Source organism: Sphingomonas cavernae, assembly GCF_003590775.1.
Classification (GTDB): Bacteria; Pseudomonadota; Alphaproteobacteria; order Sphingomonadales; family Sphingomonadaceae; genus Sphingobium_A; species Sphingobium_A cavernae.
The window spans coordinates 1,353,018-1,374,301 of record NZ_QYUM01000003.1 but is presented as its reverse complement, the minus strand read 5'-3'; the positions used below and the strand labels follow the sequence as shown (position 1 = coordinate 1,374,301).

Sequence of the window (21,284 nt, the reverse complement as noted above, 5' to 3'; positions counted from 1 at the left end):
CGCTCAACAGCTCCTCAGGATGAGCGGTTCTTATTTCGCGCGACGCCGGAGGATCAGGCCCGTCCACGAGCCAGCCATGGCAGACATCGCGGCCGATAAATCTGCAGTCTGACCCGATCACCCTATTTGAGCGGCTGTGGGGCCCCCGTGCCCATATAGCCCGCAAGGTTTTGATGCAGGCTGGCGATCGCGCGCTCCATATAGGGATTGGGCTGGGTGCCGCGGAAGCCGACATTCTTCATGCCCTGCTGGACCGCCGCCATATTGGCGAAATCCTGCTGGAGAACGGGCGGCCAGTTCTGGGGATCGGTATATTCCCAATCGGTCTCGGGCGCTTCGCCCTTGGGGAACAGCTCGTAAACCGCGGCTTCGAAGATGCACTTGTCGGGATCGCCGCCATAGGGCCGCGCCGAATAGCAGAGCATGTTGTTGACGGCGTGGCCGATCTGGAAATTGGGGAAGATCTGCCAGGCGGTGCCGCTCTTCGCGGTATGCGCGGGATCGACGACGGGCCAGAAGACGCCGCGCTGCTCATCATCCGCGCGCGCCGACTTGAGCCAGTGCTGGAGCACTTCCATCGCGGGGGTGCCTTCGGGGAGCTCGTCCTTGAGGCGCTTTGCCGCATTGACCAGCGTCATCGTCGTGTTGGTGTTGGCATTTTCCCAGGTATAGACCTGCATTTCGGCGGTGGAGAGGCGCGGATCCTCGCCCGAACCGATGCGCAGCTTGGCCTGGTTCTCGTCCATGTTCTTGGGCGCTTCATAGCCGATATTGGTGTGCAGGCCGTGCCTGCGCGCCCAGCCGCGGAATTCGCCGAAAGCGTTGAATTCGGGATGCGTCGTCTGGACGTGGTAGGTTTCGCTGAACGCCTCGAGCGCGACTTTCCAGTTGCATTCGAAGACGATCCATTTGCGCCAGCGATAGCGCATGTTCTGCAGCTCGAACGGATCGAGCATCTCCGGCACCGGGCCGAGATAATCGGCCAGCGGGCCGCAATCAGGATCGAGATTGATCCAGATCCAGCCACCCCATGTGTCGACGCTGACCTTGCCGAGGCTCGTGCGCTCAGGCGTAAGCGCGCCCTGCCAGTCGTCCTGATGGTTGACGAAGGTGCACTGCCCTTCCCTGTCGAAGGTCCAGCCGTGGAAGCCGCAGATGAAACTGGTCTTCTTGCCGCGGGCGTTGCGTGCGCCCGCTGGGGTGTCGATCAGCCGGCGGCCGCGATGCGGGCAGACATTGTGATAGGCCCTGATCGCATCGGGCGCGGTCCGCACGATGATGACCGAGGTCTCCATGATGTCATAGGTGATGAAATTGCCGACTTCGGGAATTTCCTCGACGCGGCCCGCCTGCAGCCAGACCTTATGCCACAGCCGCTCGCGCTCGGCGCGGGCATAATCTTGCGAGATATAGGCTTCGGCAGGGACGGTGACCGGCTCGATCAGTTCCTCGCCCGCTCCGGCGACCTTGCTCATCTCGTTCATCTTATCCTCGCTTCTAAATCCTAGCGCGCCTTCCACTCAGGGGGGCGTTTCCCGGCAAAGGCCCTTGGGCCCTCCTGCGCGTCCTCGCTCATATAGCAATGTTCCGAGGCGTGCCTGGCGGCCTGCAACGCGGCGGAGCGTCCCATCTCCGTCGACAGCATCACCGTATCGCGGCCAGCCTTGACCGAAAGCGGGGCGCCGTCAAGAATTTCGCCCGCCAATTCCAACGCCGTGGCGATAAGGCTCTCGGGCTCGGCCAGACGGTTCACAAGGCCGATCTCATAGGCGCGCTGCGCGGTGATCGGTTTGCCGGTCAGAATGATCTCCATCATAATCCGCTGCGGGATCATGTGGATCAGCGGCGCGGCCCAGGGCGAGCTGCGCCCCACCCTGACCTCGGTGATCGCGAACTTCGCGCTCGTGCTCGCGACGCAGAGGTCGCATGCCTGCGCGATCATCCAGCCGCCCGCGAAGGCAACGCCGTTGACCGCCGCGATCGTCGGCTTGCTCAGTTCGATACTGTCATAGGGCAGCGCGAACATGTCGCGTGGCGGCACCGTCATCCCCGTCTCGACCATTTCCTTGAGATCGCCGCCCGCGCAGAACGCCTTTTCGCCCGCGCCCGTAAGGATGGCGACGCGCAGCGCGGGGTCGCACTCGAACCGGGTCCATGCTGCGCGCAGCCCTTCGCGCACCTCAAGCGAGAGGCAATTGCGCTGATCGGGCCGGTTAATGGTGATGATCGCGATGCCGTCATCGCGCGCATCGAACAGAACCGCGTCGCTCATCTAGAAACCCCTTTGCTGGATGACATGCGCCGCTCGGTCGAGTTCTTCCCGAAAATCGGGATGCGCGATCGCGATCAGGCGGCGGGTGCGTTCGGCGAGCGTCTGCCCCTTGAGCTCGGCCGCACCGAATTCGGTGACGATCACGTCCACTTCGGTACGCGCCGTGGTTACCGGCCCCGAAAGCGCGGGCGCGATCTTGCTGAGCGTACCGCCCTTTGCGGTCGCCGAAAGCGCGATGATCGCGTGGCCGCCGGGCGAGCGGGCGCCCGCGCGGACGAAATCGAGCTGACCGCCGGTGCCGCCGAGATAGGCCGATCCGCTCTGCTCGGCATTGACCTGCCCGGTCAGATCGACCTCGAGCGCCGAGTTGATCGTGACGAGGCGCGAAAGCCGGCCCAACACCGCGGCATCGTGCGTGTAGCTGGTCGCGCACATGCGGATCGCCGGATTGTGGTGCGCCCATTTGTAGAGCCGCTCAGTGCCGATCAGCGCGCCGTTGATCGAAACGCCCGCGTCGATTTCCTTGCATGCATTGGTGACGACGCCCGCCTCCACCAGTTCGACAAGACCGTCGCCCAGCATACCCGAATGGACGCCCAGATTCTTCCGGTCGAGAAGCAGGCGGAGGATCGCGTCGGGCACTGCGCCCACGCCCGTCTGGATCACCGAGCCGTCGCCGATATAGGCGGCGCAGTTGCGCGCGATGGCCTCGTCGGTCCCGGTGATCTTCGCCGGCGGCACCTCCACGGGCGCGCGCGAGACATGCACCGCCACGTCGATCTGCGAGCCCGCGATGAGCTCGCCCGGCGTCCAGGGAACCTGATCATTGACCTCGGCAATGACGATGCGCGCCTTGTCCACCGCGGCGCGGACATAGTCGCTGATCAGACCGCAGCTATGGTTGCCGTCGGCATCGGCGGGGCTCACCTGGATGAAGGCAACGTCGCAGCCAATGATGTCGGCCGCGATCATCGGCGCGACCTGGCTAACATGCACCGGGATGACCGCAAGCTTGCCCGCCTTGGTCATGCTGCGGAGGGCGCCGATCGCGCCCATGCTCGACAGGGCGAAGCTGTCGGTGGTTTCGGGCGTGAACAGGCCCGAAAAGCTGGTCGCGATGAAGGCGGTCAGCCCGCCGATATCGCGGCCTTGCGCGATCAGCGCTTCGACCAGTGTCGTGGGCTCGCCGCAGGCCTGCCCCATGACGATCCGGTCGCCAGCCTTGAGGTACTGGCTGAGATCAAGCCTGTCAGCGTCGGTGACGACGGTCATCAACGTCCCGCCAGACGCAGCAGCGCCTCCGCGCGCGCAAGGTACGGCCGGTCGAGCATCCCGCCCTTATAGCCGATCGCGCCGACGCCGGGGTTCGCGGCAAAAATATCGACGATCTCCTGTGCTTCGGCGATCTCCTGCTCATTGGGCGAGAAGGCCGCATTGATGACGTCGACCTGTGCGGGATGGATCGCGAGCATGCCGCGATAGCCGTCGCGGCGGACCTTTTCGGCGCGCGCCTTCAACCCCTCCAGATCGCGGAAATCGCCCTGGATCGTCTCGACCGCCGCGACGCCCGCGGTCGCCGCACCGAGCAGGCACAGGCTGCGCGCCAGTTCGTAGGTGAAGCTGTAGCTGCCATCGGCATTGCGGTTGGAGCTCGCGCCGATCGAGTCCGCCAGATCCTCGGCGCCCCAGGTGAGCGCGACGACGCGCGGCGCACCGGCATAGTCGCCGGTGGTGAACATCGCGGCGGCCGTTTCGGTGACGAGCACGATGACGCGCGTCGCGCCCTGATCGATGCCATGCGCAGCCTCAAGCGCGGAGAGATAATGGTCGAGCCGCTCGACATCGGGGCGGCCGTAAACCTTGGGAAGCATAATGCCGCCGGGCCGCGCTGACATGACGGCGGCGAGGTCCGCCAGCGTGTGCGGCCCGTCGAGCGGGTTGACGCGCACCCAAAGGCGGTGGAGCGCGTCGGCAGGCTGGCTTTCCAGGAATTCGCGCACCATCACGCGCGCCTTGGGCTTTTCCTCGGTCGCCACCGCGTCCTCGAGGTCGAAGATCGCGATGTCGGCGGCGCTGGCTGCGGCCTTCTGCATCTTCTTCTCGCTGTCCCCCGGCGCGAACAGCCAGGACCGCATCTGCAGCGGAAGGTCTTCGGACATCGTCATTCCATTCCCCGGTTGATCAGTAGGATTTGGGCAGTTCCAGCACCTTTTCGGCGAGGAAATTGAGGATCATGTGCGGGCTCACGGGGGCCGTGCGCGGGATCAGGCTTTCGCGGACATAGCGCTCGACATGATATTCCTGCGCATAGCCCATGCCGCCGAGCGTCAGCATCGCGGTGTGGCACGCCTCGAACGCGAACTCGCCTGCCAGATATTTGGCGGCATTCGCCTCGACGCCGCAGTCCTCGCCCTTGTCGAACAGGTACGCGGCCTTCATCACCATCAGGTTGGCAGCCTCTAGCTGAGCCCAGCATTTGGCTAGCGGATGCTGGATACCCTGGTTCTGGCCGATGGGGCGGTCGAACACGATGCGTTCCCGCGCATAACGCGCGGCGCGTTTGATCGCGGCGCGACCGAGCCCGACGGCTTCCGCCGCGAGCAGCACGCGCTCGGGATTGAGGCCGTGCAGGATGATCTTGAAGCCCTCGCCCTCTGGCCCGATCCGGTCTTCTTCCGGGATCCACAGATCCTGGATGAAGAGCATGTTCGAGTCGATCGCATGACGGCCCATCTTGTGGATCAGCCGCACATCGATCTTCGAGCGGTCGAGGTCGGTATAGAAAAGCGAGAGCCCATCAGTTTTCTTCTTCACCTGATCGAGAGGCGTGGTGCGCGCGAGAAGCAGCATCTTGTTCGCGACCTGCGCGGTCGAGATCCAGATCTTCTCGCCATTGACGAGATAGCCGCCCTCCTTGCGCTCGGCGCGGGTCTTGAGCTGCGTGGTGTTGAGCCCCGCATTGGGCTCGGTCACCGCGAAACACGCCTTGTCGGCGCCGCTGATGATGCCGGGGATAGAGCGCTGCTTCTGCTCCTCGGTCCCGAACAGGATGATCGGCTGGAGCCCGAAGATGTTGATGTGGACCGCCGAAGCGCCGCTCATCCCCGCGCCCGATTCCGCGATCGCTTGCATCATGATCGCGGCCTCCGTGATGCCGAGGCCCGACCCGCCAAACGCTTCGGGCATCGCGACCCCAAGCCACCCCGCATCGGCAAGCGATCGGTAGAAGTCCTCGGGGAACGCCTCTTCCCTGTCACGCTCAAGCCAATACTCGTCAGGATATTGCGTGCAGTGCTTCAGGATCGCGTCCCGGATGTTCTGCTGGTCGTCGGTGAACGAAAAATCCACGGCTCTCTGCCCCGTTTGCGAATATTGGATGCCCTGCGGGTAGCAGTGGCCCCCGAGCATACACAACCGGACGCCTTGCACATATCGGCGGGGCGAAGTGAACGCGAATGGATTTCCCGACCCGCTTGAACTAGCCGCTTAAGGGTGAGTTTGGAGGAATGGATGGGTAATGGCACCCGCGGCAAAGGCCCCATGGCCGGCGTCCGCGTCATCGACCTCACCGCCATGGTGATGGGTCCCTATGCGACACAGATCATGGCGGACATGGGCGCCGATGTGATCAAGGTCGAGCCGCCGGCGGGCGACAATACCCGCTTCATCTCGGTCGCGCCCGAACCGGGCATGTCGGGCGTGTTCGTCAATGTGAACCGCGGCAAGCGCAGCATCGTCCTCGACCTCCAGAGCGACGAGGGCAAGGCTGCCTTGCGCGCGCTGATCGCGGACGCCGATGTCTTCATCCATTCGATGCGCGCCAAGGCGATCGCCAGGCTGGGATTCAGCTATGAAGCGGTCGCCGCGATCAACCCTTCGATCGTCTATACCAACTGCTATGGCTATGGTCATCGCGGGCCCGACCGCGACCAGCCCGCCTATGACGATACGATCCAGGCCGAATGCGGGCTGCCCGCCGTCCAGCAGATGTTGACGGGCGAGGCCAATTTCGTCGGCACGATCGTCGCGGACAAGGTCGCGGGGCTGACCTCTCTCTACGCGACGGTCATGGCGCTGTTCCACCGCGAACGGACGGGCGAGGGGCAGGAAGTCGAAGTCGGTATGTTCGAGACGATGGCCTCATTCATGCTCGTCGAACACGCCAATGGCGCAATGTTCAACCCGCCGCTTGGCCCCGCCTGCTATCCGCGCGTGGTCGCGCCCAATCGCAAGCCATATCGCACGAAGGACGGCTACGTCTCCGCGCTTATCTACAATGACAAGCACTGGACGCTGTTCGTCAATGCCGTGAAGCCCGCCTGGGTTGGGCCCGACCTGGCCACGCTCGAGGCGCGCGCGAAGCAGATCGACCGCGTCTACGGACTGCTGGCCGAAACCTTCCTTGAACGCACGACGCAGGAATGGCTCGATCTGCTGCGCGAACTCGGCATCCCTGCCGCCCCGCTGCGAACGCCCGAGGAGCTTTTCGACAACCCGCATCTGAACGCGGTCGGCTTTTTCGAGACGGTCGAGACCAAACACGGTCCTGTCCGATACCCGGGCGTACCGACCTGGTTCTCACGCACGCCCGGTGGCGTCGCAGGGGCCACGCCAACGCTTGGAGAACATAGCGAGGAAATACTGGGCGAAATCCGTTTCACGGCAGACGACACCCGTTAAACAGGCGCACTAGTAGCCGGATGCGATCACGTTTCGCGTGGCAGAACTTGATAGATGCTCAAGGGGGGAACATGACCGCAATCGCAACCGGCCGGGCTGGCGAATGGCAACGCTATCCGATGCTGCCCATCGCTGCGGCGCTCGGCTACGCCACCAGCGTAATCCATATCTATGGTCTTGGCCCCTATATCGAACCGATCAGCGCCGAATTCGGCTGGACGCGGACGCAAACCACCGCCGGGCTGACGATCGCCACGCTGATCCAGGCAGTTTTCGGCGTTCCGATCGGTTTCCTTGTCGACCGTATCGGTCCGCGCCCACTGGGCCTTGTCGGCGTGGTGCTGACCTGCGCGGCATTTGCCCTGATCGGAACGGCGACGGGCGCGGCTGCCAACTGGTACATGCTTTGGGTCGTGATGGCCGCCGCTACGCTCCCCGTTCAGGCGACGATCTGGACAAGCGCAGTGGCGACACGGTTCGAAGCGTCGCGGGGACTGGCATTTGCCGTCACTCTCTGCGGAGCGTCCGTTGCAGCGGCGCTGTTTCCCTATCTGGGCACCAGGTTGATCGCGGCCTATGGATGGCAGACCGCGATGGCCATCCAGGCGCTTGTCTGGGTGGTTGTGGCCTTCCCCGTCATCCTGCTCTTCTTCCGCGGCGCGCGCGACAGGCAGCCCAAAAAAGCACGTGACGAAGCTCCGGCGCCAGAGATGGCGGAAGCCGTTGGCTTCAGCTTTTCAGAAGGGCTTCGTTCCTCGGTCTATCTCCGGCTGCTTCTCGCGAGCCTGCTCTTTACCTTTACGATCCTCGCGCTCGTTGTGCATTTCCTGCCAATCCTCACCGGCCGCGGTATGGACAAGCTGGAAGCCGCCGGAATTGCCACGCTCGTCGGGTTCTTTTCGATTTTCGGCCGTTTGGGCACGGGTCTGTTGCTTGATCGTTTTCGGGGATCTCATGTCGGCGCGGCGGTCTTCGTACTTCCGGTTGCGGCATGCCTGCTGCTCGTTGCCGGTGGCGACGGATATGCTTCCGCCGCCCTCGCGGCTGCGCTGATAGGCCTCACCCTGGGTGCAGAGGTCGACGTGATCGTCTATCTGACGACCAAGCATTTTGGCCTCAAGAATTTCGGGGCGCTCTATGGCGGCTTGCTGGTCGCCCTGTCGATCGGGACGGCAACCGGGCCGCTTGCCGCATCGCGGATATTTGACGCCTATGGGAGCTATGGGCCCTTCTTGTGGCTGTCCATGGTGTTCATGGTCGCAAGCAGCATCGCGCTGGCCACCTTGCCGGCGCCCCGCTTCGACGCCACACGACGATCACACTGACGGTTTTGATCAGGGCGCTCTGGCTGGCGATGGCCAGCCACGCAGCCACGATCAGCCAGACATAGCCCGGGCGCGTGCCTCCAAAATGTCCTGCAGGTGATTGACCGGATCGCCCGCGGTGACGCCGCCTTCCACCGGCAGCGTGATGCCGGTGATCTGCCGCGCGCGGTCGCTTGCCAGGAACAGCGCCGCCTCTGCGACGTCCTGCGGCAGGCCACGGCGCTTGAGCGGCTGGTTCGAGAGATAGACGTCGCTCACCGCCACCTCGACACGCGCGGCCACCTCATCCTCGGCGTCGGCCTGCCTGAACGAGGAAAGCTCGGTGCGGATATGACCGGGAACGAGGCAGTTCACGCGAATGCCATATTGGGCAAGGTCGATCGCCGCCGACTTGCTGAACTGGATAAGCCCCGCCTTCGACGCGCGATACGTCATCATCGCCTGACCGGCGAGCATGCCCGCGATCGACGCGTTGTTGAGGATCACGCCGCCGCCATGATCCTTCATGTGCCGCGCAGCGCGCTGGGTTCCGACCATCGGGCCATAGAGGTTGACGCCCATGACCCGCTGAAAGTCGGCCAGCGTGTCGTCGAGAAAGCGCGGAAACGGCGCGCACGACATGCCGGCATTGTTGAACATGATGTGCAGACCGCCGAAATGCGCGACGGCTTTGTCCACGAGCGCCTGCACCTGCGCTGCGTCGGCCACATCGGTACGCTGAAAAACAGCCGCGTCGCCCATCGAGGCCGCGAGCGCTTCACCCGCCTCGATATCCAGATCGGCGATGACGATCTTTGCGCCTTCGGCCGCAAACAGTTCGGCGGTCGCCCTGCCAATCCCGCCGGCACCACCCGTGACGACCGCGACCTTGCCTTCGAGTTCTTTCTTCAATCACCCCTCCAAGGGCTTGTATTCACTTGCTTCAACAACACTTCGGCGCGTGTCATCGTCGCGTGAAGGTGATGGGCAATCGCTCGATCGACTGGGTGGCGACGGTCGGCAGATAGGTAATATCCTCAACCGGAATAGCGAGCCTGATATTGTCCATCCGCCGGACGATCTCTCGCGCCGCCACCTTGATCTCCATGCGCGCCAGAGCCAGTCCGACGCAGCGGTGCACGCCGCCCCCAAAAGACACGTGCCGCCCGATATTGGGCCGGTTGATGTCGAAGCTACGCGGTTCGGGAAACACATCGGCCTGATCATTCGCCGAGGCGTACATCAGCAGCAAATGCGCGCCGGCGGGCAGCGTCTTGCCGCCGAGCTCAACCTCCCTGGTCGTCATCCGCGAAAGCCCGCGCACTGGCGGCTCGATGCGGAGCAGCTCTTCGACGAAGCGATTGAGCAGGCGGTCGTCATCGACCGAGTCCTTGAGCAGTTGCGCGATCTCAGGCTGGGTCGCGAGGATGTAGAACAGATTGCCGAGCGCGGTCGCAGTGGTCTCGTTGCCCGCGATCAGCAGAGCGCGGACGAGCGACACGGCTTCCTCGAAGGTCAGCGTCTCGACCGTGCCATCGTCGGTCTGGATCTTCGCATGGACGAGATCGGAGATCATGTCCTCGCGCGGATCGTCCTTCCGCTCCTTCATCTTGCCGATGAGATATTGCTGCAGCTCGCAGATTTCCCGGGCATGCGCGACCATCTGCTCGCGGTCCTGCATCCGTCCGATCTGCGCCGTGACCGCGATCGACCAGCGCTGGATGCGATCCTTGATATCCCAGTCGAGGCCGAGCTGTTCGCAGATGATACGGATGGTCAGCGGCACCGAAAAATCGTGGATCGCGTCCGCGGCGCCGGTGTCGGCTATGCTGTCGATGAGGTCGGCGACAACCTTGGTGATGCGCGGCTCAAGCTCCTTCACCCGGTGCGCGGTGAACGCGTTTTCCATCAGCTTGCGGATGCGCGTATGATAGGGCGGGTCCGACATGATCGCGTCGGGGAAATAGCCGCCGCCATCGCGTTTCAGGATGTCCTGGAACTCTTCCTGAAAGCCCTTGGCCTGCTGCGTGTGATAGCCCTTGTTCACTGAAAAGGTGATCGGATCCTGCTGGATCGTAAGGATATCCTGATAGCGCGAGATCAGGTACATCCCCAGCTTCTCGTCCCAGTGCACCGGATCATGCTCGCGCATCGCCGCGTAATAGGGCCGCGGCCGCGCGGAAATGATCGGATCGGTCATCGACCCGCTTTCAAGCAGGGCCTGATCCTCTTGCGACATCGGACACTTGGCCTCTTGCGACATCGGACAGGACGTCATCGGATTGCTCCTCTCACTAACACGGAACGGGACGCTGGCCCCAGCTACTAAAAGTCGGACGCGGGTGCGACCGTCACGCGCAATCCGTCCAACTGTGCGTTGATCTTCACCTGACAGGACAGGCGACTCATGTCCTGCGCAACGTCGGCCACCATGTCCAACATGGCGAACTCGACCTCATCGGGCGGCCCCACCCTCTCCCACCATTGCGGATCGACGAAAACATGGCAGGTCGCGCACGAACAGGCGCCGCCGCAATCGGCCAATATGCCATCGATGCCATTGGCCTTGCCCACTTCCATGAGCGACTGGCCTTCCTCCGCATTGGAGACGTGTCGCTCGGTTCCGTTCGGTTCGACAAAAGTAACTTTCACCATGCCTCAGGAATGTACGAGTGCTCGATTTGACGGAAGGCTCAGACGGGCGATCTGATTTGACTATCGAGGCAGCGATGGATGAAGCCCCGCACGCGATCTCGCTTGCGCCCCACCCCCCAGCCTTTACGACTCTCAGCCAAACGAGAAAAACCGAATGAGGCATGCTATGGCAGACGGCACGATCGCTGGACGCGGACGGGTTCCTTTTGAAATTACCGATCCTGAGCGGATCCCCTCAAAGCGCTATTATGACGAGGAATTCTACCGCCTCGAAACCGAGCGCCTGTGGCCGCATGTCTGGCAGATGGCCTGCCGGCTTGAACAGATCCCCAATGTCGGCGACTGGGTGGAATATTCCAACCTCGGCAAGTCGGTGATCGTCGTCCGCACGTCCGAAGGGGTGAAGGCCTTCCATAATGCCTGCCGTCACCGCGGGGTGCCGCTGACCGAGGAAGGCGCGCACGGCAACTGCAAGACCAAGGGCTTCATCTGCCCGTTCCACGGCTGGCGCTGGAACATGGATGGCAAGAACACCTTCGTCTACGGCCGCCACATGTTCAGCGAGGGCCAACTGGACGAGGCCGATCTGGCGCTCCGGGCCTGCCGCGTCGAGACCTGGGGCGGCTGCGCCTTCATCAATCTGGACGACAATGCGCCGTCGCTCCGGGAATCGATCGGCCCTGTGGCGGAGCGGCTCGAAGCGCATGGCATGGGCAATCTGCGTGCTGAATGGTGGTATGCCACGGTGCTGCCGGCCAACTGGAAGGTGGGCATGGAAGCCTTCATGGAAGGCTATCACGTCATGCGCACGCATCCGCAGCTCCAGCAGGCCGCGCCAATGCTCTACAACATGATGTACGGCATGGACACGGGCGGCATCGGCATCCCGATCAACCCCAATCTCAGCGTGCGCGACAATATCAAGGCGCAGTTCAAGCACCTTGGGCTGCTAAGCGACGGCATGGCGGGCATGGTGCACCCCAAGGAAGTGGAGATCGCGGGGCAGTTGCTCGATGTCGAACTGCCAGAAGACCCCGCGCAGGCGGTGCCGATGTGGTACGGGATCGTGCAGGATCAGATCAGCAAGCAGTTGCAGGCCAAGGGCGAGCCCGTGCCCGATCTGAACGCGGTCGCGGTATCCGACCCGATCAACGCGGTCGAATTCATCTTCCCGCACTTTTTCCTGCTGCCCTTCTTCTCGAGCATGTCGTCCTATCGCATTCGTCCGCTGGGGCCCGAAAGCTGCCTGTTCGAGCTATGGTCGCTGACCATGTATCCCGAAGGCGAGGAGCCCGAGCCGGTCATGGAGCCGGTTATCCTGCCGTATGACAGCGACCAGTTCCCGGAAATTCCGCGTCAGGACTATTCGAACATCCCGCTCCAGCAGAAGGGGATGCACGCCGAAGGCTTCGAGTTCATGCGCCTGTCCAAGGACATCGAGGGGCTGATCAGCAACTATCAGCGGATCATCGACGGCTATCTGAAGGGTGTGCCGCAGGACAAGCTCGCGGCCGCCAATCAGAAGCTGGGCGGCAATTTCGACGGCAAGATCCTCGACCTCGGCTTCTGATTGAGGAAAGCAGCCGCGGCGTCCGGCGGGCGCCGCTTCTGCTATCCTCCACAGCAAACCGCCCATTCCCTGCCAGTCATTTGGCTGGACCGTCGATCAGCCTAGTCTTGCGCCGACAAAAGCGTGAGAGGCTGCGCGGTGGCGACGACAATTATCTGCAATGCGATTATCTGGGACGCGACCGGCGCGGCGCCTTTTGCGGGCGACGTTCTGATCGACGGCAATCGCATTGCCGCGGTGATGCCCGCGGGCGCTGGCGAGCACCCGAGCGCCGACAGGGTAATCCAGGCTGACGGCAGGTTCCTCATGCCCGGAATGACCGAGGGTCATACGCATCTTTCCTTCGAGGCGGTCACCGCGACCGAAGACCTGATCACCCCCTCCCCCGAAGAACAGGTTTTCGCCGCCGCGCGCGGCGCCAAGGCGCTGATCGATGCCGGCTTCACCAGTGCCTATGGCGCGTCCGAGGCCAAGCTGCGGCTCGGTGTCGCCGTGCGCAATGAGGTCAATGCCGGACGCCTGCCCGGCCCACGCATCCGCGCCGGCTCGCTCGAGATCAGCGTGACGGGCGCGATGGGTGATGAAAGCAAGGAGCATAACCCGCGCATCGGCCCGTCGGTGATCGTCGACGGCCCCGAGGAAATGCGCAAGGCGGTGCGCTTCGCCTGTCGCGAGGGCTGCGACAATATCAAGCTCGACGTCTCGGGCGACCCTTTCTATCCGAACACGCCCGCGCACACGACGCCGATGAGCCTCGCGGAAATCCGCATGGCGGTCGAAACCGCGCACGCCTATGGCCGCAAGGTCAATGCGCACACGCGCTCGATCGGCGGCTCCAAGGCGTGCCTCGAGGCGGGCGTCGACGGCCTGTTCCATGTCGAATATGCCGATGAAGAGCTGCTCGACATGATGGAAGCGGCGAAGGACCGCATGTTCGTCGTACCCACGGTCAGCCTGTTCCACACCATCGTCAGCGGCGAAGCGTCGGCGAACGGTCTGACGCCGGAAATCGGCGGCTATATGGGCATTCCCGGTCTGCTCGATGAATCGGTGAAGACCCACACCGAGCTAAGGAAGCGCGGCATTCGGCACCTGATCGGCGGCGACTACGGTTTTGCCTGGAGCCGTCAGGGCACCAATGCGCGCGATCTCAAATTCTTCGTCGACTATTACGGCTATTCGCCAGCGGACGCGCTGATCTGCGCGACGCGCAATGGCGGGCTGGCGATGCGCGATGAGGGGGATCTTGGCACGCTGGAGCCGGGCATGCTCGCGGACATGCTGCTCATCGACGGCAATCCTCTCGAAGACATCACGATCATGACCGACAGGGCCAGACTGGCAATGGTCATGAAGGACGGCGCGATCCACAGCATCGCACCCGCCCTCACACTTGCGGAGACCACCCATGAACATTGACACCGGCAAGCTTCAGCCCGGAGAGGCGCGTTGCCCGGCGATCAGCACGCAGGATATCATCGAGCGCGACAAGGTTGCCGCGCCCGGCTGGGTGCGTTCCGAATCCTACGAGTTTCTGGGCAGCGAGGACGTTTCGACCGATCGCTACGTTTCGGCCGAATATGCGGACGGCGAGTTCGAACGGCTGTGGACGCGGACCTGGCAGTTCGCCTGCCGCGAAGAGCATATCCCCGAAGTCGGCGACTATCACGTCTATGACATCGGCCAATACAGCTTCATCATCACGCGCGTCGCGGAAAACGACATCCGCGCCTATTACAATGCCTGCCTCCACCGCGGCACCAAGCTGCGCGCGTCGGGGAGCGAGGGCGGCGCGAGCGAATTCAAGTGCAGCTTCCACGGCTGGAGCTGGAATGTCGACGGCACGCTAAAGCAGATGACCTGCCCCTGGGATTTCCCGCACGTCGACAAGAAAAAGTTCAGCCTGCCCGAGGCGCGCGTCGCGCTGCTCGGCGGCTTCGTCTGGATCAACATGGATCCCGACGCCCCCTCGCTCGAGGACTATATCGGTCCGCAGGCGCTCGCGCACATCAGGGAATGGAGGCTCGAGGACCGCTATGTCCACGTCCATGTCCAGAAGAGCTTTCCCGCCAACTGGAAGCTGACCGTCGAGGCCTTCATGGAGGCCTATCACGTGATCGTGACGCACCCGCAGGTCGCACCGTCCAATGCCGACGCCAATTCGCAATATGATGTCTATGGCGAGCATGTGAACCGCTTCATCTCGCCGCTGGGCGTCGCCAGTCCGCATCTGGAGGGCAAGTATAGCGAGCAGGACATTCTCGACCAGTTCACCGTTGGCGACGGCACGATGCTGTCGGACGATCGCCCCAGCGTGGGCAACGGCACCGCGCGGCAGGCCATGGCCGACATGTTCCGCGGCATGTTCGAGCAGGGAACGGGCAGCGACCTCTCGTCGGTGTCGGACTCCGAAATGCTCGACTGTTTTTCCTACACGATCTTCCCGAGTTGCTACCTCTTCCCCGGCATATCGCTGCCGATGGTCTACCGCTTTCGCCCCGATCCGCGGAACCACCGGCGCTGCATCTACGAAGTGATGTTCCTGCGCCCAGTGCCCAGGGACGGCAGGCGCCCCGATCCCGCGGAAGTGGTGATCCTGAGCGACGAGCGGTCCTTCACCGAGGCCGAGGGCATGGATCCGGGCTTCGGCAAGATCCTCGATCAGGACACCGACAACCTCTTCCTGCAGCAGGAGGGCATAGAGGCCAGCGCCAAGCGCGGCCTGACGCTCGGCAATTATCAGGAAATCCGCATCCGCCATTTCGAGCGCGCGGTGGACAAATATATGGCGATGGAGCCGTTGAAACCCGGTTCGGCGGTGAAGCGCTGAACCACGATGACCGCGCTTATCGGGCTGAAAATCGTCGAAATCGCCGAGCGGGTTGCGGGCGAATATGCGTCAAAACTGCTCGCCGATTTCGGCGCGGAGGTGATCAAGATCGAGCGCCCCGGCGGTGCGCCGACGCGCGTCATGGGCCCCTTCGTGCGCGGCGAAAGCACATTGTTCAAATATCTGCACACCAACAAGAAGTCGGTGGTGCTCGACCTTGAGCAAGCGACGGACCGCGCGGTGCTCGATCGGCTGCTCGCGAAGGCCGACGCGCTGATCGACGATCACGCGCCGATCTGGGCCGAGGCGCATGGACTGAACCGCGAACAAGTGGCGGCCAGGCACGCTCATCTCGTCCACTGCGCGATTACGCCTTTTGGCCAGGAGGCGCCCGCCGAATGGCAGATTGCGCGACCACTCAACGTCATGAATGCGGGCGGGTGGGGCTATCATACGCCGAGCGAAACACCTGCCGACAAGCCGCCGCTGAAGGGCGCGGGCCGCTTCATGAGCGATTATGAGGCTGGGCTCGAGGCCGCGCTGTGCGTCGCCGCCTCGCTCTGGCGCAAGCGGCAGACCGGCAAAGGCCAGTTCATCGATATCAGCGAAATTGCGGTCCAGTTGTCGCGCGCCGACTGCGTGCTGGGCCGAATTCTTGCGGGCGAAGCGGATGCCGGGCCCGAACGGGCACGCTACGACATGGGCGGACCGGGCGCGACCTTCGCATGCAAGGACGGTCATGTATTCCTCGTCATGACCACACGCGCGCACTGGACGGGGCTGTGCCAATTGATGGGCAACCCCGACTGGACCACCGCCTTTCCCGCGGACTGGCTGGAATTCCACTGCACTGCGGACCGCGTCGCCGAATTCCGCGCCGGCTTCACCGGCTGGATCGTGACGCAGGAAAAGGACGCCGTGGCCGAAGCGGCACAGAAGCTGGGCGTCGCGCTGGTGCAGGTGAACACTGCGGCCGATCTGCCCGACAATCCGCAGTACCGGCATCGCGGCTATTTCCAGACGCTGGAGGGCGTCGCACATCCGACGGTGCCCTATCGCATGAGCGCCTCGCCCGTCCGGCTCGCCTCCCCCGCCCCCGTGCTCGGTGCCGATCAGGAGGAGGTCGCGTGATGCCGCTTCCCGAACGTGGCGGACCACTCGCGGGCGTGCGCGTACTCGAGATCACCAAAGTCTGGGCGGGCCCCTATGCGGGGAAGCTGCTCGCCTTTCTTGGCGCCGAGGTGATCAAGGTCGAAAGCAAATCCAACCTCGACGAAATGCGCGCCTATGGCGGCGTCGACATCGACAGTGCGCCCTATTTCCTGAGCATCAATCAGGAGGTGCAGAGCGTCCAGGTCAATATGAAGTCCGAAGAGGGCATGGCGCTGCTCAGGGACATGATCGCGAAGTCGGACATCGTGATCGACAATCTGCGCCCCGGCGCGATGGAGCGGCTCGGGCTGAGCTATGAGGACGTGAAGGCGATCCGGCCCGACATCATCCAGGTTTCGATCAAGATGTACGGAACCGATGGTCCGCTCGGCTATCAGACCGGTTACGCCCCATGTTTCGCGGCGCTGGGCGGCCTCAGCTATCTGGTCGGCCATGAGGGCGAGACGCCGAGGGGGATGAACATTCGTTACGGAGATTCGACGGTCGGCGCGTCCGCCGCATTTGCGGCGATCGCCGCGCTTCACCATCGCGCGCGGACGGGTGAAGGCCAGTTCATCGACGTGTCCGCGGTGGAGACGCTTTCCTCGATGGTCGGGGACAGCCTGTTCGCCCACGCCATGACGAATGTGGCGCCGCAGGCCGATGGTAACGCGCATCCAGAGATGGCACCGCATGGCTGCTATCCCTGCGCCGGTGGCGAATGGTTGAGCATAGCCGTTGCGAGCGAGGAGGAATGGCAGGCGCTGTGCGGCGTACTTGGTGCCGAGGCGCTGGTGGACGATGCGCGCTTTGCCAATCTTGCCGCGCGGCTGACCAATCGCCCTGACCTTGATGCCGCGCTGGCGGGTCTCACGGCCGCGCGCGATACAACCGAACTCGCCGAAGCACTTCGCGCGACGGGCGTTCCCGCCTTCAAGAGCATGTCGTCGCTCGATCTGGTCAGCGACGATTTCCTCTGGGCCAGCGGCGCATATCGCATGGTCACCGACGCACGCGGCGGGACAAGGCCCGTGATCGGTCCTGGCTGGCGCATGTCCCCTGACGAGGCAGCAATCGAACGCGGCGCACCGCTGCTCGGCGAGCATAACGACTATGTCTATCGCGAACTGCTCGGGCTTTCTTCGGATCAGCTCGATGACCTGATCGCCCGCGCGATAGTGGACTGACTGACTTTCCCGCCCGTGCAGCTAGTCTAAACATATCCGACTTGGTTGGTTTCATCCGCCGAGTACCCCGGCGAAGGCCGGGGTCCAAGAGTCGGAGACACTGCGCCCTGTCACTCTGGACCCCGGCCTTCGCCGGGGTACTTCGTGGTGTAGGAGGTCCTATGAAGTTCGCTTTCGGCATGCCGCGCCTTATCGAGCTCAAGGCCACGATGCAGCCCTGGGAGCTGGCGGTGACCGGCGCGGACCAGACACGACTGGCAAAGCTGGCCGATCGTCTGGGTTACGACATGATCAGCGTGCCCGAGCATTTCCTCATTCCGAAATCGCATGTCGATCTGTCGGGCCCGCACCATTTTCACGCCTATGCCGCGATGGGCTATTATGCTGGCGCTACGACACGCATCCGCATCAATTCCTCGATCGCGATCCTGCCACTGCAGCATCCCGTGATCACCGCCAAGGCGCTCGCCACGCTTGACTGGATGTCGAGCGGCCGGGCGATGGTGACCTTCGGCGCGGGCTGGCTGGAGGAGGAATTCAACCTGCTCGGCGTCCCCTTCCACCAGCGCGGCCGGCTGTGTGACGAATATCTCGCAGCGATCCTCGAGCTTTGGACCAAGGACGATCCGGTGTTCGAAGGCGAATTCGTGTCCTTTCGCGACGTGGCCTTTGCGCCCAGGCCTGTACAGAAACCGCATCCGCCGATCTGGATGGGCGGAGAGGCAGAGGCGGTGCTCAAGCGCGCGGCGCGTTATGCGAGCGGCTGGTGGCCTTATCTCACCAAGCCCGAGGACATCCCCGCCCGGATCGACTTCATCAAGTCGCAGCCCGGCTATGACGGCCGCCCCTTCGACGTGATGTACGGTTTTGCAACGAGCCGCGTCGGCGAAGGGCACAAGGTCATCGACGACCCGAAGGCGCGGAGCGGGATGACCGCGCCCGAGATCGTCGACCGGCTCGGCTGGCTCAAGGAACTGGGGGTGACGATGAGTTCGGTCCCCATACCCGCCGTACGCGACATCGCCGAATATGAAGACTATGCGCAGTGGGTGATCGAGGAGATCAAGCCGAAAATCGGGTAAGCGCGCAGTCGCTCCTTGCGCAAGCCGGGTTGCCTGGCATCCCCGGTACTGTGTGGCCAGATTGCGTCATAACAAAACGGACGAGAGGATAACGCGCATGGCGGATCGCGTGACGACCTACAAGATCCTGCTCTTTATGAAGCGGCGGCCGGGAATGACCTTCGAGGCCTTCCAGGATTATTATGAGAACCACCACGCGCCGCTTTGCGCCAAATACACATCGGGCGTCAGTCGATATGTCCGGCGCTTTCTGACGCCTCAACCCAATCCCGAAACGGGATCCAGCGACGAGCTGCAATTCGACGTGATTACCGAGCTGTGGTTCGAGGACGAGGCCATCTTCCGCGGAACCGTAAACTACCTCGCGACGAGCATCATGCCGGACGAGGTGGTCGAGGACGAAAAGCAACTGTTCGACCGCGAGAAGACCCGCATGGCGACGGTCGTTGAATGCGAGTCGGCTTTGGCCGGATAAGCCGGTCTGCTAAGCTGCGCACCATATTGCATCGGCGGCCGCGACGCCCTGCGCGCCCCTGCCACCGAGCTCGCCAATCAACGCCTTGAGGCGATAGGTCCACAGGTGCAGCGGGTGCTCGAGCGTCATGCCCATGGCACCAAGGAACTGGTGGAAATCGTAGACCGTCGCGCGCGCCGATTCCTGCGCATGAAGCGCTGCCAATGCCGCATCGCCCGCATCGAGCGTGCCCGCCGCCTTCATCGCCAGCCAGTAGACGCCGTTTGCGCGCACTTGCGCCTCGGCAAGGCGGTGGCGCAGCGCCTGGAAGGTCGCGAGCGGCCGGCCGAATTGCTGGCGGTCGGTCACATAGGTGGCGGTGCTGTCGAGCGCGGCCGCGAGGAGCCCCGCTGCCTCGGCGGCGAGCGCGATGCGCCAGCGCGTGCGTAGCTCGTCCGCCGACACGTCGTGAGCGGCCATGTTCGCGGGCACACTCAGTAACGTACCCATCGGGTAGCCGTAGAGCGACTCCGGCTCGGCGCGAACCTGCGCCTCGGTCACGGTGAAGCTCGATACCGTGCCCTTGCCGACGATGACGACGGTCGCGCCGGCCTTGAGGAAGCGCACGGGACGACGCGTTCTGCCCTCTTCAACAAGGCACATCGGTCGCGAAAGCGTGTCGCCCAGCAAGGGCCGCACCAGCGCACTGACGGCCGCCTCCACCGCATAGGGCAGGCGTGCGAGCCGTTCGACGATGAGCGCAGCGGACACCGCGCCGAGATCGGGATCGAACGCCACGTCAAGAAAACCGCCCTCGGCCAGCTCACGGTCGAGGTCGTCGCTGACCAGCGCGAATCCGGCGTCGTGGATCGGCGCGCCGGCATAGGGCTTCGCCAGTGAATCGATCGCGTCGAGAATGGCGATCTGGTCGGATGAAAGCGCGAGATCCATCAGCGCGGCTCCCTCGGAAGCTTGAGGACGTCAGTCGCGATGATGTTGAGCTGGATCTCCGCAGCCCCCGCTGCGATGCCCGCGACGATCCCGCGCTGGTGGTGCATCTTCAGATAGGGATGCTCATCGACAAGTGCACCGGGCAGATATTCGACGATGAACTCGGCGACCTTGCGTTCCGCCATCACCGTCGCGAAGCGCGCCGAGCTGGACTCGGCGCCTATCGCCTCGCCGCGGCAGCGCCGGTCGACGATCGCATAGCTCGCCATCCGTGCGGCCTCGCAGAGCGCAGCGGCGTGCGCAGCCTCAAGCCGTACGGCTTCGCTGTCGAATTCGCCCTGCTCCTTGAGAATGCCGACCGCGCGGTCGAGCACGGCCCGGGCCAGCGAATAGCGCGGGATGCCGAGCCGTTCGTTGGTGAGCGAAAAGCCAATGATTTCCCACGCCTGCCCCTCTTCGCCAAGACGCGCGCTGACGGGAATGACGCAATCGTCGAAGAAGACCTCATGGATGTCGCCTTCGCCGATCAGCGAGGGGATTTGCCGCACCGTGATCCCCGGCGTGTCCATTGGCACGAGAAGGATGGAAATGCCCTTCTTGCGATCGTCGCTGGTGCGGCACAGCAGGAAACAGGTGTCGGCGAGACCCGCGTAGCTGGTCCAGATCTTCTGGCCCGAGACGCGGTAGTTGTCGCCGTCCAGCACAGCGCGCGTGCGAAGAGATGCGAGGTCCGATCCCGAACCGGGCTCGGAAAAGCCCTGACACCACAAGGCTTTGCCGTCGGTAATAGGAGGAAGGAAGCGCGCCTGCTGTTCGGGCGTGCCATATTTGATCAACGTCGGGCCGACCCAGTTGACGTTCATATACTGGCCGCCGCGCGGTTCGCCCGCGATCCACATTTCCTCGGCGAGAATCGTCTGATGCCATGGATCAAGCCCCTGCCCGCCTATCTCCCTGGACCAGTGCGGCGTGAGCAGGCCATCGGCGGCCAGCTTGCCGCAAAAGGTGCGCGCATAGTCGGTGAGCGCGGGCGATGCGGGGCCGTGCTGCGAAAAACGCTCCCAGTCATCGGGCAGCGTAGCGGCGAGGAAATCCTGCAGCCGCTTGCGAAACGCGCTCTCTTCTTCCGTCCACTCAAAGTTCATGG

The 21,284-nt window shown here is 63.6% G+C and carries 19 protein-coding genes; 9 read left to right on the top strand and 10 right to left on the bottom strand.

Going from position 1 to position 21,284, the window contains the following annotated elements; all coding sequences use genetic code 11:
• Window positions 1–122 precede the first annotated feature (122 nt).
• Genes D3876_RS14210 through D3876_RS14190 form a run of 5 tightly spaced genes read right to left on the bottom strand, consistent with a single transcriptional unit; the run spans window position 123 to window position 5,620 of the window.
• Window positions 123–1,484, bottom strand: coding sequence for an aromatic ring-hydroxylating oxygenase subunit alpha (locus D3876_RS14210; protein ID WP_119763195.1), 1,362 nt, complete (start codon window positions 1,482–1,484; stop codon window positions 123–125).
• Window positions 1,485–1,504: 20 nt separating this feature from the next.
• Window positions 1,505–2,272, bottom strand: coding sequence for an enoyl-CoA hydratase/isomerase family protein (locus D3876_RS14205; RefSeq protein ID WP_119763193.1), 768 nt, complete (start codon window positions 2,270–2,272; stop codon window positions 1,505–1,507).
• A complete protein-coding gene (locus tag D3876_RS14200; RefSeq protein ID WP_119763192.1) occupies window positions 2,273–3,544 on the bottom strand; it encodes an acetyl-CoA hydrolase/transferase family protein in 1,272 nt (423 codons plus the stop codon).
• Entirely contained in the window at window positions 3,544–4,431 is an 888-nt protein-coding gene (locus D3876_RS14195) for an HpcH/HpaI aldolase/citrate lyase family protein (protein ID WP_420801964.1), read from the bottom strand. Before D3876_RS14195 ends, D3876_RS14200 begins: the two co-directional genes overlap by 1 nt.
• 22 nt (window positions 4,432–4,453) lie before the next feature.
• Window positions 4,454–5,620: an acyl-CoA dehydrogenase family protein gene (locus tag D3876_RS14190; RefSeq protein WP_119763188.1), complete on the bottom strand. Its 1,167-nt coding sequence runs from the start codon at window positions 5,618–5,620 to the stop codon at window positions 4,454–4,456.
• A gap of 162 nt (window positions 5,621–5,782) precedes the next feature.
• Between D3876_RS14190 and D3876_RS14185 the strand changes: the two genes are divergently transcribed.
• Together D3876_RS14185 and D3876_RS14180 are read left to right on the top strand one after the other, a co-directional pair.
• On the top strand, window positions 5,783–6,952 hold the full coding sequence (locus D3876_RS14185) for a CaiB/BaiF CoA transferase family protein (RefSeq protein WP_220475466.1): 1,170 nt from the start codon (window positions 5,783–5,785) through the stop codon (window positions 6,950–6,952).
• Window positions 6,953–7,023: 71 nt separating this feature from the next.
• Window positions 7,024–8,277, top strand: coding sequence for an MFS transporter (locus tag D3876_RS14180; protein ID WP_119763184.1), 1,254 nt, complete (start codon window positions 7,024–7,026; stop codon window positions 8,275–8,277).
• 51 nt (window positions 8,278–8,328) lie between these two features.
• Here the strand turns inward: D3876_RS14180 and D3876_RS14175 are convergent, their stop codons facing one another.
• From D3876_RS14175 to D3876_RS14165, 3 genes are all read right to left on the bottom strand, one after another.
• Window positions 8,329–9,168, bottom strand: a complete 840-nt coding sequence (locus D3876_RS14175; RefSeq protein WP_119763183.1) for an SDR family NAD(P)-dependent oxidoreductase — start codon at window positions 9,166–9,168, stop codon at window positions 8,329–8,331.
• A 52-nt stretch (window positions 9,169–9,220) separates the two neighbouring features.
• Window positions 9,221–10,456 carry a cytochrome P450 gene (locus D3876_RS14170; RefSeq protein ID WP_238475378.1) on the bottom strand — a complete coding sequence of 412 codons (1,236 nt, stop codon included), beginning with the start codon at window positions 10,454–10,456 and terminating at the stop codon, window positions 9,221–9,223.
• A 125-nt stretch (window positions 10,457–10,581) separates the two neighbouring features.
• The gene (locus D3876_RS14165) at window positions 10,582–10,911 is read right to left on the bottom strand and encodes a 2Fe-2S iron-sulfur cluster-binding protein (RefSeq protein WP_119763179.1); all 330 of its coding nucleotides are present in this window, start codon (window positions 10,909–10,911) and stop codon (window positions 10,582–10,584) included.
• 166 nt (window positions 10,912–11,077) lie between these two features.
• On the opposite strand from D3876_RS14165, the gene D3876_RS14160 reads away from it, so the two are divergent.
• The 7 genes from D3876_RS14160 to D3876_RS14130 all read left to right on the top strand — a co-directional run bounded on the left by D3876_RS14160 (window position 11,078) and on the right by D3876_RS14130 (window position 19,207).
• On the top strand, window positions 11,078–12,481 hold the full coding sequence (locus tag D3876_RS14160) for an aromatic ring-hydroxylating oxygenase subunit alpha (RefSeq protein ID WP_119763177.1): 1,404 nt from the start codon (window positions 11,078–11,080) through the stop codon (window positions 12,479–12,481).
• Window positions 12,482–12,619: 138 nt separating this feature from the next.
• Complete coding sequence (locus D3876_RS14155; RefSeq protein WP_119763175.1) at window positions 12,620–13,900, top strand: amidohydrolase family protein; 1,281 nt, start codon at window positions 12,620–12,622, stop codon at window positions 13,898–13,900.
• Window positions 13,890–15,311: an aromatic ring-hydroxylating oxygenase subunit alpha gene (locus D3876_RS14150; protein WP_119763173.1), complete on the top strand. Its 1,422-nt coding sequence runs from the start codon at window positions 13,890–13,892 to the stop codon at window positions 15,309–15,311. The genes D3876_RS14155 and D3876_RS14150 overlap by 11 nt, the downstream gene beginning before the upstream one ends.
• 6 nt (window positions 15,312–15,317) lie before the next feature.
• Window positions 15,318–16,442 (top strand): CaiB/BaiF CoA transferase family protein, encoded by a 1,125-nt coding sequence (locus D3876_RS14145; protein ID WP_119763172.1) that lies wholly within the window; start codon window positions 15,318–15,320, stop codon window positions 16,440–16,442.
• Window positions 16,442–17,650: a CaiB/BaiF CoA transferase family protein gene (locus D3876_RS14140; protein WP_119763170.1), complete on the top strand. Its 1,209-nt coding sequence runs from the start codon at window positions 16,442–16,444 to the stop codon at window positions 17,648–17,650. The genes D3876_RS14145 and D3876_RS14140 overlap by 1 nt, the downstream gene beginning before the upstream one ends.
• A 161-nt stretch (window positions 17,651–17,811) precedes the next feature.
• Window positions 17,812–18,732: a TIGR03619 family F420-dependent LLM class oxidoreductase gene (locus D3876_RS14135; RefSeq protein WP_119763168.1), complete on the top strand. Its 921-nt coding sequence runs from the start codon at window positions 17,812–17,814 to the stop codon at window positions 18,730–18,732.
• 97 nt (window positions 18,733–18,829) lie between these two features.
• On the top strand, window positions 18,830–19,207 hold the full coding sequence (locus D3876_RS14130; protein WP_119763166.1) for an EthD domain-containing protein: 378 nt from the start codon (window positions 18,830–18,832) through the stop codon (window positions 19,205–19,207).
• Between the two features lie 9 nt (window positions 19,208–19,216).
• Here D3876_RS14130 and D3876_RS14125 read toward each other — a convergent pair whose 3' ends face one another.
• Together D3876_RS14125 and D3876_RS14120 are read right to left on the bottom strand one after the other, a co-directional pair.
• Window positions 19,217–20,137: an acyl-CoA dehydrogenase family protein gene (locus tag D3876_RS14125; protein ID WP_119763164.1), complete on the bottom strand. Its 921-nt coding sequence runs from the start codon at window positions 20,135–20,137 to the stop codon at window positions 19,217–19,219.
• Complete coding sequence (locus tag D3876_RS14120; RefSeq protein ID WP_119763162.1) at window positions 20,137–21,282, bottom strand: acyl-CoA dehydrogenase family protein; 1,146 nt, start codon at window positions 21,280–21,282, stop codon at window positions 20,137–20,139. The genes D3876_RS14125 and D3876_RS14120 overlap by 1 nt, the downstream gene beginning before the upstream one ends.
• Between the last annotated feature and the right edge of the window lie 2 nt (window positions 21,283–21,284).